11 protein-coding genes and 2 tRNA genes are annotated in these 12838 nt (G+C 55.0%); all 13 read right to left on the bottom strand.

The window, feature by feature from the left end; all coding sequences use genetic code 11:
- Positions 1 to 11: 11 nt before the first annotated feature.
- Positions 12 to 87 (bottom strand) — tRNA-His (locus AC2FAP_RS23200).
- 67 nt (positions 88 to 154) lie between these two features.
- A tRNA-Arg gene (locus AC2FAP_RS23195) sits at positions 155 to 231 on the bottom strand.
- A 102-nt stretch (positions 232 to 333) separates the two neighbouring features.
- Positions 334 to 1719, bottom strand: a complete 1386-nt coding sequence (gene thrP / locus AC2FAP_RS23190; RefSeq protein WP_014172144.1) for a bifunctional threonine/serine APC transporter ThrP — start codon at positions 1717 to 1719, stop codon at positions 334 to 336.
- A 197-nt stretch (positions 1720 to 1916) separates the two neighbouring features.
- Positions 1917 to 2657, bottom strand: a complete 741-nt coding sequence (gene wecG / locus AC2FAP_RS23185; RefSeq protein ID WP_138614747.1) for a lipopolysaccharide N-acetylmannosaminouronosyltransferase — start codon at positions 2655 to 2657, stop codon at positions 1917 to 1919.
- Between the two features lie 12 nt (positions 2658 to 2669).
- On the bottom strand, positions 2670 to 4022 hold the full coding sequence (wzyE, locus tag AC2FAP_RS23180) for an ECA oligosaccharide polymerase (RefSeq protein WP_020882888.1): 1353 nt from the start codon (positions 4020 to 4022) through the stop codon (positions 2670 to 2672).
- Positions 4019 to 5098 (bottom strand): TDP-N-acetylfucosamine:lipid II N-acetylfucosaminyltransferase, encoded by a 1080-nt coding sequence (locus tag AC2FAP_RS23175; protein WP_410389173.1) that lies wholly within the window; start codon positions 5096 to 5098, stop codon positions 4019 to 4021. The genes wzyE and AC2FAP_RS23175 overlap by 4 nt, the downstream gene beginning before the upstream one ends.
- Positions 5095 to 6345 carry a lipid III flippase WzxE gene (wzxE, locus tag AC2FAP_RS23170; RefSeq protein ID WP_449541875.1) on the bottom strand — a complete coding sequence of 417 codons (1251 nt, stop codon included), beginning with the start codon at positions 6343 to 6345 and terminating at the stop codon, positions 5095 to 5097. The genes AC2FAP_RS23175 and wzxE overlap by 4 nt, the downstream gene beginning before the upstream one ends.
- A 1-nt stretch (position 6346) precedes the next feature.
- Entirely contained in the window at positions 6347 to 7477 is a 1131-nt protein-coding gene (rffA, locus tag AC2FAP_RS23165) for a dTDP-4-amino-4,6-dideoxygalactose transaminase (RefSeq protein ID WP_020882890.1), read from the bottom strand.
- A 4-nt stretch (positions 7478 to 7481) separates the two neighbouring features.
- A complete protein-coding gene (gene rffC / locus AC2FAP_RS23160) occupies positions 7482 to 8159 on the bottom strand; it encodes a dTDP-4-amino-4,6-dideoxy-D-galactose acyltransferase (protein WP_014172151.1) in 678 nt (225 codons plus the stop codon).
- On the bottom strand, positions 8156 to 9418 hold the full coding sequence (wecC, locus tag AC2FAP_RS23155) for a UDP-N-acetyl-D-mannosamine dehydrogenase (protein WP_449541876.1): 1263 nt from the start codon (positions 9416 to 9418) through the stop codon (positions 8156 to 8158). The genes rffC and wecC overlap by 4 nt, the downstream gene beginning before the upstream one ends.
- On the bottom strand, positions 9415 to 10545 hold the full coding sequence (wecB, locus tag AC2FAP_RS23150; RefSeq protein ID WP_449541877.1) for a non-hydrolyzing UDP-N-acetylglucosamine 2-epimerase: 1131 nt from the start codon (positions 10543 to 10545) through the stop codon (positions 9415 to 9417). Before wecB ends, wecC begins: the two co-directional genes overlap by 4 nt.
- A 56-nt stretch (positions 10546 to 10601) precedes the next feature.
- Entirely contained in the window at positions 10602 to 11648 is a 1047-nt protein-coding gene (gene wzzE, locus AC2FAP_RS23145) for an ECA polysaccharide chain length modulation protein (RefSeq protein ID WP_047356045.1), read from the bottom strand.
- Positions 11649 to 11661: 13 nt separating this feature from the next.
- Entirely contained in the window at positions 11662 to 12765 is a 1104-nt protein-coding gene (wecA, locus tag AC2FAP_RS23140) for a UDP-N-acetylglucosamine--undecaprenyl-phosphate N-acetylglucosaminephosphotransferase (protein WP_014172155.1), read from the bottom strand.
- Positions 12766 to 12838 lie beyond the last annotated feature (73 nt).

The following is a 12838-nucleotide window of genomic DNA, read 5'->3' as shown; positions in this document are numbered from 1 at the left end:
TCTTTCAATAATGGGGTGGCTAATGGGATTCGAACCCACGACAACTGGAATCACAATCCAGGGCTCTACCAACTGAGCTATAGCCACCACTGTATTCTTTCACGCGGTACTGACTACTTCTCAGACCACCGCAGCTCTAGCGCCGGGACTAAAATGGCGCGCCCGACAGGATTCGAACCTGAGACCTCTGCCTCCGGAGGGCAGCGCTCTATCCAGCTGAGCTACGGGCGCTTAGCGCCGTTGCGGGGCTGGATATTACGTACCTCCGACCCCGCTGTCTAGTGCTTTTTTGAAAAAAATGCGCGTTTGGTTATGGTTTGCACATTTTGCCGCTTATTCCTCCACTTTCTGCGAGGTAGCGCGGCGGCCCAGACCAAAAAGCTTATACGCCGCGGTCACCGCCGCCAGGAAGATCATCCCGACAAACAGCGACATGCGCGTATCTTCATTAAAGTACATTCCAATTAATACGCAAACCAGGAACGCCATCGTCAAATAGTTGGCGTACGGGAACAGAATGGAACGGAACGGATGGCTGGCGATGGCCTTTTTATGTGCCTGACGGAAACGCAGCTGGCTAATCAGGATAACAAACCAGGGCACCATGCCTGGCAGCACGCTGGCGCTGTAGACATAAACGAACACGCGCTGCGGATTCGGGATGATGTAGTTCAGGCAGGAGCCAATCAGCAGGATCACAATCGACACCGCCACACCCGCAACCGGTACGCCCGCACGCGAAACTTTCGCCATTGCCGCTGGCAGCTGATTGTTTCTGGACAGCGCGTAGAGCATACGTCCGCAGCTGTACATCCCGCTGTTGCAACCTGACAACGCCGCCGTCAGAACCACAAAGTTAATGATGCCTGCTGCCGCCGTGATGCCAATCTTCGCGAAGGTCAAGACAAACGGGCTACCGGTCGTGCCAATTTCATTCCACGGGAAGATGGTTACGATAACGAAGATCGCCCCCACATAGAAAATCAGGATACGCCACAGCACCTTGCCTACGGCGCTTCGCAGCGTAACCTGCGGGTTTTTCGCTTCACCCGCGGTAATACCGATAAGCTCGACCCCCTGATAAGAGGCCACAACGATACACAGTGCCGTCAGGAAGCCCTTCCAGCCGCCCGCAAAGAAGCCGCCGTTTTCGGTCAGGTTACCAAAGCCAATGGCGTGCCCGCCGTTGCCAAAGCCGAAGAAGATAACGCCCAGCCCGACCACAATCATCACGATGATGGTGGTGACTTTGATCATCGCAAACCAGAATTCGATTTCACCATAAAGACGAACGGCAGCAAGGTTTGCCAGTGCCACCAGCCCCACGGCAATCAGCGCCGGTATCCACTGGACCATGTCCGGGAACCAGAACTGTACATAGACCCCTATCGCCGTGATTTCAGAGATGCCAACCGCCATCCACATAAACCAGTATGACCAGGCCGTCAGGTAGCCAAAGAACGGGCTCATATATCGGTGCGCGTAAACGGCGAAGGAACCCGTGACGGGCTCCATGAAGAGCATTTCGCCCATCGAACGCATGATGAAGAAAACGAACAATCCCGCAATGATATAAGCCAGCAAGACCGAAGGTCCTGCCCATTTGAGCGTGCTTGCGGAGCCCATAAACAGGCCCACGCCGATAGTGCCGCCCAGCGCTATCAGTTCAATATGACGAGCCTCCAGCCCACGCTGTAGCTCCGGTTTTTTCTCTGCCATAGATCCTCGATTGTGTTTGCTGTTTCCCGACTTAAGGCCGGGTATTGTTTTTTAGGGGTACTAAAATACGGGGCGAATGGTTTCTTAAAATGCGGCAAATGGCAAACGATGCATAAAAAAAATGAATGCATTGCACAGATTCGCAGCAGTTTTGCAGGGGAGTTGCAGCGCGAACAGCATATCGCGCTACATTTTGATTACATTTTCCCGGTGTAGTGCCAGGTAAGGTAGCGAAGCAGACGGATCTGTCGTGTAATCCGCGTCGGCTGAGATAGCAGGCGGTACAGCCACTCCAGCCCCAGGTTTTGCCAGACTTTGGGCGCACGCTTAACATGGCCGGTAAAGACGTCATACGTTCCGCCAACGCCCATATAAAGGGCATCCGGACACACCTGACGGCAGTCACGCATCAGGATCTCCTGGCGTGGGGAGCCCATCGCCACGGTGATGATTTTCGCTCCACTGTCGCGAACGCGTTCAAACAGCGCCTGCCGGGCCTCTGGTTTGAAGTAGCCATCCTGGCTGCCCACGATGTTAACATTCCATTGACTGCGCAATTTCGCTTCGGTCTGCGCCAGTACCTCCGGCTTACCGCCAATCAGGAATACCGGCGTGCCTTCCGCCCCTGCGCGTGCCATCAGTTGCTCCCAGAGATCGGCCCCTGCCACGCGAGATACATTAGCGCCAGGATACTTTTTGCGGATTGAACGCACCACGCTGATACCGTCGGCATATTTAAATTCAGCCGCTTCTATCAGGCTTCTCACTTCGACGTTGTCTTCCACCGCCAGCATCTTTTCCGCATTGATGGCGACCAGCGTACCGGATTTCATCTGACCACCAGCGAACAGAAAATCCAGCGCGTGTTGCATATCGCGCCAGCCAATAAGCTGCAGACCGCGCAGCGTATAGCGCGGTGCAGAAGTTTTATCCGTCATGACTTTCCCTACTCACACTTGCGACAGCGTTGTGCTGCCCTGCGGCTCGCGCTTATGCACAAGCCCTGCACTGTCAAACAGCCAGTACAACAGTTTGGCCAGTAACAGGCAGATGCCAAAAACGACCATGAAGAAAACTACGCGCGACACGAATGAATCCAGCCCTTCACGCGCCAGAACGATCATATTGAAAATGGCACCAAAGCAGAAACTGTGCAAAATAGCCGCCTTATAGCGGTTTGTTTCTTCATTGCCGCGCACGTAGAGCCAGTCAAACCACTTGATGATCAGCCCCACCACCACCGCCCCCGGCAGGATAAACCAGCTTCCCCCCATCACCACCAGCGAGCCAATCAACGTAGGTGAGATCGCAAGGCCTGAGTGGTTGTTCAGCACTTCCCAGGTAAAATAGTTTGCCGTGTTGAGTACGACGCCGGGGCGGTCTGGCCACAGCCAGGTTGGGATAAAGACATAAAAGTCGCGCACAATAGGCGCAAGGCCCTGGAAATCGATTTTGTCGTAGTTTTGCAGCAACAACGCCAGGTTTTCCCACGGCGAGAAGGTGTCGCGCGTGAGATAGAGGAATGTGTAAAACGCCTCGTCACCGGCTACGTTGAGCCCGTAGCGCTTCAGGGCAAGCCAGAACATACCAACAATGCCAAACACCCCAGCAGCCACCAGCATCCATAAAGAGATCCACCCGCGGATGATGCCGATAAACAGGAAGATTGCGAAAGCGATGATGATGTTTGCACGCGTCCCTCCCACAATCATGTAGGTCAGGAAACCGAAGGCGACGGTACTCACCAGGAAAAACAGCCAGGCTTTGCTGTCCTGACGCAGGAAAAAGATCACCAGCATCGCCGGAATGAAGAAGTAGAAGAAGCGCTTAAGCGCCACGCCCGACACTTCGGCAGAAAAAATCTGGCTGTAGGACTGGAGCTTGAACAGTAGAAAACCATTGTGCATGAAGAAGATACCCACGCTTACCAGCGCGATCGTCATCAGCATCACCCACGTCAGGTGCGTCTCCACCCGGTTCATGGTGAAGAGCGCCCGGCGCGGCGCGGTGGATTGCGCTGAACGCAGGCGCGTTTTATAGGTGGCGTAATAGACGGCGTAGAAGCAGGTCGCTGCCAGGATCGCCTGGAGCAGGATCTCGGGTGGGGCAACGCTCACGTCAAACCGGAAGACCAGAATGCTGGTCAGCGGGAATCCGAAAAAGAAGGTCAGAAGAAACAGTAACGAGAAGAAGACGTTAAAGTTAAAACGCACCCGGCGAAACTCGAACCAGGTGAGCGTGGCGATGAATAAAGTGCTCAGAAGCCAAACGATCAGTAAGCCGCTGAATTGCAACTGGCTCATGATTTGTCTCCTGCAGCGATACGCAGCGCGCGGTGCCACGGCGTGAGGTAGTTCGGGCTAAAGAAGTCGATGGCACTTTTGTCCACCAGCGCCAGTTGTCTCTGCGCTTCGCGGACCACCTCTTCGTTAAGCACATCGGAAGTAAACAGCACCGGCAGATGCTGCTCCGCCATGTCCTGCCAGAACGGGTTTTCGCGATTGAGTACGCAGGGCACACCCGCCTGAATCAGCAGACACAGCGTGCCAATTCCTTGCTGACGCGCAAAGATGAAATAGCCCAGATCGCACCGACGCAGCAGCGCAAGATACTCATCAAATCCCAGCTTATCGTGGAGAATGTGCACATTCGCGGCGCTAAATAACGCGAGTGCCTGCTGGCGGACCTCATTGATATAGGCATCGTTATTGGCCGGATACCCCATCGGCACAATCACATTGACGGTGTCGCCAAACTGCTGATGTACCGCCCTGAGCGCGGCAAGATGTTCATTGCTGCGATCGCCTGAATTACCCACCAGAATCGTCAGTTTACCCTCGCGCGGCGTATCATTCGCCATGTTGTTCAGCGCCGGGTTCATTCGGGTCGGGAAATAGAGTAGCTCACCGCGTACGTCAGGGTGGCGTTTAGCAAAATAATTGAGATCGCCACGGGTCGCGAAAACGCATCCCACACGCCCCTGCGCCATGCGCCGCAACGGGTAGAAAAGACGGAATTTCCAGCCGCTGGAGACTTCGTAGAGATCGGCTCCCCAGATATGCCAGCTGCACTGCGAAGGTTTGATCCCCCCGCTCAGGAGCGCCAGCCACAGGCCGGTATTAAACTGCCCATGGAAAAAGAAACGTTGCTCACGATCCGCTTTGGCTTTGGCAACAACCGCCTTCGCCAGCGCAGCCTTGTCCGGCCAGAAAGAGAGAGTCAGCGCCGGACACGCCACGCTCAGGCCATTATCCTGACCGGCAACCATAAACTCACGAGCGTCGGGATCCCCCGATGCCAGTTCATCATTGAAGAACCGTAACACGGTCTGGTTATGGTGTGGGATATCCGATCCCAGTATGTGAATCAGTGCAGTCATGCGCGTTTACGCCAAAGTAAAAATACGCCGCAACAGGCAGCGAAATAAACGATATAGGTTGCCATATAGGCCTGAGCTGCCCCCAGCGCACCGTGTGCCGGGATCAACCAGTGTGAGAATGCGGTCAGTAATGCAAACTGGCTGATTTCCGCCAGGATATACAACCGTAGCGAGGCTTTCGCAATCACCAGATAACCAAAAACGTAAGCCCCCACTTTCAGTACATCGCCCACCAGTTGCCAGGCAAACAGATCGCGCATGGCGGTAAACTTCGCGGAGAAGAGCAGCCAGATGGCGACATCGCGCAATAGCCATACGGTTAAACTGGCTGCCGCAACGGCGGGAAGGACAAACCGCAGTGAGCGGGAAATTTCGCGCGTGATATCCTGCCTGGAGGTCAGGCGCGATAAGGTTGGCAGCAAATAGACGCTAAAGGAAGCCGTTATAAATTGGAGGTAGGCATCGGAAATACTGCTCACCCCTTGCCAAATCCCAACTTCGTCCCAGCTGTAATGCGCCGCCAGCAGGTTTCGCATCATCACATAGGCGACGGGGAGCGTGACGGAGGTGATGAGCGCCATCAGGGTAAATTTTCCCAGCTGGCTTGCCAGCACCTTGTCCCATTGAGGTTTCAGGTAACTCAACGGAATGGTGCCCCGACGCATTAGCATGAACGCCGCCGGAACGACCACTAATGCCGGTACCAGCGCCAGCCCCAGCAACGCGCCTTCATAGCCGCCCAGCCGATAACAAAAATAGTAGGCAATCACGCCGATGATGCTGCCGAGGATTAACGCCAGTGCGTTCCCGGCCGCATCACGAAAGCCTTTCATCAGCGCCAGCAGCAGATTAGCCCAGGCAATGCCCAGCTGAACCAGCGCGACCAGACGAACCAGCCCCTGATAATGGGTGTGACCAAATAACCCCTGGCTTATGGGTGCCGCTGCCAGCAGGAAAATAACCGCCATCAGGGTCGAAAAGCCGGTGACCATCGCCGAGGATGTACCGACAACACGGCGAAGCTGGGCCGCATCATCATGGTACTGCGCAACGTATTTCGTGACGCCGTTGAAAATCCCTGCGCCGGCCAGTACCCCAAGGACGGTCACAAGCTGACGGAAATTGCCTGCCAGCCCGACGCCTGAAGGGCCGAATGAGACGGCCAGCAGCTTGACGACCAGTAGCCCGGCGCCAATTTTGACAAGTGTGGACGCGGCGGTCCACACCGATGCTTTTGCCAGAGACATATCAGCCGAAATAACTCAGAAGGGTGTTAATCACCGTACGCTGGTTAACAGGCGCGAGGTTGTAGAACAGTGGCAAACGAAGCAAACGCTCACTTTCTTTCGTGGTGTAGCGATCTTCACCCGCGAATACCCCAAATGCCTCTCCTGCCGGGCTGGAATGCAGCGGGATATAGTGGAACACCGCCAGAATTTCGGCTTCTTTTAGCCAGGCAATCAACTTGCTGCGATCGTCGTTATCGCGCAGTTTGATATAGAACATATGGGCATTATGGACGCAATCAGCCGGAAGGGTCGGCAGCTCAATTCGCCCGGCTTGGGCCAGCGGTTGCAGCGCGTCGTAATAAGTTTGCCACAGGGACAAGCGCTGAAGATTAATGCGGTCCGCTGCCTCCAGCTGCGCCCACAGGTATGCCGCCTGCAGATCGGCCATCAGATAGCTTGAGCCAATATCGCGCCAGGTATATTTGTCTACCTGCCCCCGGAAGAACTGGCTGCGGTTGGTGCCTTTTTCACGGATCACTTCCGCGCGCTCGACCAGCGCACGGTCGTTAATCAGCGTCGCACCACCTTCGCCACCGGCGGTATAGTTTTTGGTTTCGTGGAAGCTAAAGCAGCCGATATGGCCGATCGTTCCCAGCGCTCGCCCTTTATAGGTCGACATCACGCCCTGAGCGGCATCTTCAACCACGAACAGGTCATGTTTTTTGGCGATCGCCATGATGGTGTCCATCTCACACGCCACACCCGCGTAGTGAACCGGCACAATCGCGCGCGTTTTGTCCGTGATTGCCGCTTCAATCAGCGTCTCATCAATGTTCATGGTATCCGGGCGAATATCCACAAAGACGATTTTCGCACCACGCAGGACAAAGGCATTCGCCGTAGAAACGAAGGTATAGCTCGGCATGATCACTTCATCGCCCGGCTGGATATCCAGCAGCAACGCCGCCATTTCCAGCGATGCGGTACAGGACGGGGTCAGCAGGACTTTAGCGCTGTGAAACCGCTGCTCCATCCACTGCTGGCAGCGACGGGTAAAACCACCGTCACCACAGAGTTTGCCGCTGCCCATAGCAGACTGCATATAGTCGAGTTCGGTGCCCACGACGGGTGGTGCGTTAAATGGAATCATCTTGTCACCTGTATAACCAGTAAGCGGTGGCGTCGATGTTGGCACCACTCGCGATATAACGTTTAAGCGCGGCGGTGTTGCCCATCTGGGTTGCCACCCGCAGAGTCAAAAGCTGTTGCTGCTGCGCCCAGTGAAGCGCCGCCTGCATGAGTTTTTCGCCCATGCCGCGCCCGGCTAATAAACCAATACGCCCCTCGTTCGCGTTGAGCTTACGAAGCGAGACAAATCCCTCAATCTGGCCGTCTGCAGTGCGAAACACCAGGCACACATGGTCAAAGGTGCCTTTTACCGCGTTCTCAACCCACTGGGCGTAGAAACGCCCACTGTCGTCCGGTGCATACCACGGTGCGCGAAAACGGCTCCGGGCAAACGCCTGCGCCGCCATCTGACGCAGCGCAGGGATATCCTGCTCCGTTGCCACTTCCGCACCGGGCGAATCATGGCGGGCGAGCGTAAGGGACAGATCAACCTCGCCTTCAACCAGCTGAAAACCTTGTTGCTGGAGCGCATCGAGCAGGTCGGCACGGTCTGCGGGGATCCGGGCCTGCACCCGCGGCCAGGCGGTGAAGTCGGCGTCAGTCAGAACCGGCGCATCGTCGCGCAGGCGCACGATGGCTGATGGCAGACCAAAAAAGGCACTCTCCCACTCAAGGGACTCGAGAACCCCCTTCAGGTGGCTCAACGCCAGACACCTTTCGTATCAACCACGTACTGTTGGCGTACGGCATCACCGGACGTCGCTTTAAATTCTTTATGATCCACCAGCAGCACCAGCACATCCGCCGTCGCCAGCGCCTCATCCAGCGCGGTCAACGTACAGTGGCCCGCCAGTTTTGCCGGCAGTTCATGAATATTAGGTTCAACCACCAGCGTTTCGCCGGTGTGCCAGCCAGCGATCATCTCTGCAATCTCCATCGCCGGGCTTTCGCGTAAGTCGTCAATATTCGGTTTGAATGCCAGACCAAAGCAGGCAATTTTCAGCTCACTGGCGCGTTTGCCGCTCTCAGCCAGACAGTCCGCTACGGTGGCTTTCACCTGACTGAGCACCCAGTGTGGCTTGCTGTCATTCACTTCACGCGCGGTGCGGATCAGGCGGGCCTGCGCCGGGTTTTGCGCCACAATAAACCACGGGTCGACAGCGATACAGTGACCGCCCACGCCCGGGCCAGGCTGGAGGATATTCACGCGCGGATGGCGATTCGCCAGGCTAATCAACTCCCAGACGTTAATCCCCTGATCGGCGCAAATCAGCGACAGTTCATTCGCGAAGGCGATATTCACGTCCCGGAAACTGTTTTCCGTGAGCTTGCACATTTCGGCGGTGCGGGAGTTGGTCACCACGCACTCGCCTTCAAGGAAAATCTTGTAAAGCGCGCTGGCGCGTGCAGAACAGACTGGCGTCATGCCGCCGATCACGCGATCGTTTTTAATCAGCTCTACCATCACCTGACCTGGCAGCACGCGCTCAGGGCAGTAAGCAATATTGATATCAGCCTCCTCGCCCGCCTGCTGCGGGAAGCGTAAGTCAGGTCGGGCTTGCGCCAGCCACTGCGCCATCTGTTCGGTAGCACCGACGGGCGAAGTGGACTCCAGGATCATCAGAGCCCCTTTTTTCAGGACCGGTGCAATCGATTTTGCCGCCGCTTCGACGTAAGCCATGTCGGGCTCATGGTCGCCTTTAAAGGGGGTTGGCACCGCAATAAGATATGCATCCGCCTCGACCGGCGTCGTGCTGGCACGCAGGAAACCGCCATCAACCGCCTCTTTCACCACGCGACCGAGATCGGGCTCCACGATATGAATTTCGCCACGGTTAATGGTTTCCACCGCATGCACGTTGATATCCACGCCCACAACCTGTTTTTGGCGGGAGGCAAACGCTGCCGCTGTGGGCAAGCCAATGTAGCCGAGACCAATGACAGAGATGGTAGTAAAACTCATAGCGATACCTGATTGTGTTTAAGTGCATGCAAAATACGGCCACAAGCCTGCCCATCGCCATACGGGTTATGGGCCCGGCTCATCGCCTGATACTCTTCGTCGTCGTGCAGCAGGCGCGTCACCTCTTCGACGATCAGCTGTGCATTGGTGCCGACCAGACGTACCGTGCCCGCTTTCACCGCTTCTGGGCGTTCAGTCGTTTCACGCATGACCAGCACAGGCTTGCCGAGAGACGGCGCCTCTTCCTGAATACCACCGGAATCGGTCAGGATCAGCCAGGCGTGGTTCATCAGCCAGACAAACGGCAAATAGTCCTGCGGTTCAATCAGCAGGACGTTTTCTATATGCCCAAGGATACGGTTGACCGGCTCGCTGACGTTAGGATTAAGGTGCACCGGGTAGACAATCTGCACATCCTGATTCTGCGCGGCGATTTCCGCCAGGGCATGACAGATTTGCTCAAAGCCGCGTCCAAAGCTCTCGCGACGGTGGCCGGTGACCAGAATGGTTTTTTTGCCATTGTTCAGGAAGGGGTAGCGTGCGGCGAGTTCTTTCTGAAGATCGTTGTTTGACAGCACGCGGTCACGAACCCAAATCAGGGCATCAATCACCGTATTCCCGGTGACAAAGATTTTGTTGTCGGCAATATTTTCACGCAACAGGTTCTGTCGTGAATTTTCGGTGGGCGCAAAATGGTACATCGCCAGATGGCCGGTGAGCGTGCGGTTGGCCTCTTCGGGCCACGGCGAATAAAGGTTGCCGGTACGCAGACCCGCCTCAACGTGGCCGACAGGAATTCGCTGGTAAAACGCAGCCAGGCTGGTTGCCACCGTGGTGGTGGTATCGCCATGCACCAGAACCACGTCAGGTTTGAAGGACTCCAGAATCGGCTTGAGCTCTTGCAGAATACGGCAGGTTATCTCCGTTAACCCCTGCCCCGGTTTCATAATATTGAGATCGTAATCCGGGACGATAGAAAAGAGAGTTAAGACCTGATCGAGCATCTCACGGTGTTGGGCAGTGACGCACACTTTCGCTTCAATATCAGGATCACTGGCCAGCGCATGAACCAGAGGTGCCATCTTAATGGCCTCCGGCCTGGTGCCAAATACGGTAAGTACTTTCACATCGATTCTCTTCGATTAAACGATGAAGGCTGCAGCCTTCATCGTAGACGGCGTTCTTAGTTAGTGCGACGACGCGTTAACGCCACGCCTGCGCCAGTCAGTGCACCCACAATCCCCCACATGATCATCAGGAATGCGCGGCGCGGACTATCGCGTTTTACAGGTTCTTCAGGCGTTCGCAAATAACGATAGGTCTGAAAACGCGGGTCCATTGTTGGACCGACATTCAGGGTGTTCAGCATCGCGCGGTTTTGATCGTAGTCGAGGTCAAAATCAGGGCCAACGGCCTGGAGGTTTTCCAGTCGAGCCTGCAGCATTGGGCGCCCGAGAAGGAACATTTCTGAATCAGGCAGTTCATCTGCCGGCACGTCCGTCTCAGTGCGGGAAATATTGTGCTGTTCGGCAATTTTTAGCGCCTGCTCAATATTGTGTACACGGCGGGCGAAGATGGCTCTAGCCACCTCTTCCTGACGTTTAACCTGCGCTTTCATCTGGATAGTACGGGCAGCCCAGGCACCTTTCAGCTCTTCATTCAGGTGGCTTGCCGCACGCTGGCTGGCAAAGGCAACGTACTGGCGCAACAGGTTATTGGCATCCGGCGCGGTTTCGGCAATCAGCTTGACGCTGTCGTTGACGTTACGCAGCGCATCTCCCGGCATAAACTGAATGTTGTTAATCATGTCATCCAGCAGCGCGGCATCGGCTTTACTGTTGCCCACCATCCGTTGCTTGTAATAATCCGTCTGGCTCCAGAAATCACGGCGCGTATCCCAGGAAGCCAGCTGCATCACAAACTCTTTATAGGCCTCATCCATGACGGAAGCCTGATCAGGGGTGGCCAGATTGGCTTTGATGTCCAGGTTACGCAGGAACTGCTGCTGGGAATAGAACCCCCCGAGCATATTAACCGTTGGTTTATCTGTGATTGCCGTAGCGCTCCACTCTTGTTTTGCAAAGAAGGTGTAGGCCAGCGCTAACAATGCAAACCCCAGCGCGATCCCCGCAATCCAAAGTTTGCCTGCCCACAACACGCGAAACAAACCCCGAATATCCAGCTCATTCTCAGTTACCACTGATTTCGCTCCCGCCAACGGTTGAGTCATCATAGTCCCGGTTTTACTTAGTTAATGTTGTATTGTTGCCACTGTTGCGACGCATCCTGCGTTTAAGACGTTTAATAAACCGCGCCACTTTCCATGCGCGCTTAATGCAGTAGCCGTACAGGAAAAACGCTAGCAAGAATAATACCAACATGACCCATTCAGGGATGAAATGAGCATATTCCGCAGCCACCCCAATTGCGGCCAGAATAGCGGCAGCCAGGGTAATCAGCACAAACGCCTGACGTGAAGTAAAACCGGCACGCATGATGAGATGGTGAATATGCTGGCGATCGGGAGAGAAAGGACTCATTCCTTTACGCAGACGACGATACATAATCGCCACCATATCCATTAGCGGAATGGCAATAATCCACAGCGCTGTTACCGGGCTAATCGGGTGGGTTTTACCCTGAGTAGTCTCCAGCAAAATCCAGATAACGGTAAAGCCGATCAGCGTACTGCCCGCATCACCCATAAACACTTTATAGCGACGACCGAGCGCACCGAGATTTAAGAGGATATAAGGCAGAATGGCGGCAATCATGGCAAAACACCACATCGACAGGCTGTACTGACCATCGAACCATAAAATGATGCCGATTGCGGCAAACGAAACCGACGACAATCCACCGAGCAGGCCGTCAATACCATCCACCATGTTGAAAGCATTTATCGCCGCCCAGACGGCAAACAGTGTCAGGAAGAAGCCAAAGGGCCCCAGTACTAACTCCCAGGGTCCGAACACATAACCGAGGCTTCTCAGATATAGCCCACCAACGACCATCATGATAACGCCAATGGCGGCCTGGACGGTGGCGCGAATTTTTACCGCGATATCGAACCGATCATCCAGCGCCCCGACTAACACCAGGACACCGGCGCAGGCAAGGTAGAGGGCGGCGTGTGGAATATAATAATCCGCAATACCAAACGTGAAACAGATACCAGCGTAAACAGAAATCCCTCCAACCAGAGGAATAAGTCCCTGATGACGTTTACGAAAATTAGGCTTATCCACCAACCCTATTCTTTTGGCCACCTTACGCGCGATGAACAAAAAACAGGTTGTGAATAAAAAAATACTGATTAGCTCAGTAACGGCGGTGAGTAGATTCACAATGGATTGCTCTCAACAAAAGTTAGTCCCGGAAGTATAACCATGAAGCCCCTGCCTCAGAAGTAATAAAGAA

The sequence above is a fragment of the Enterobacter cloacae complex sp. 394I7 genome, assembly GCF_057320345.1.
This window is presented reverse-complemented; position numbering and strand designations above follow the sequence as displayed.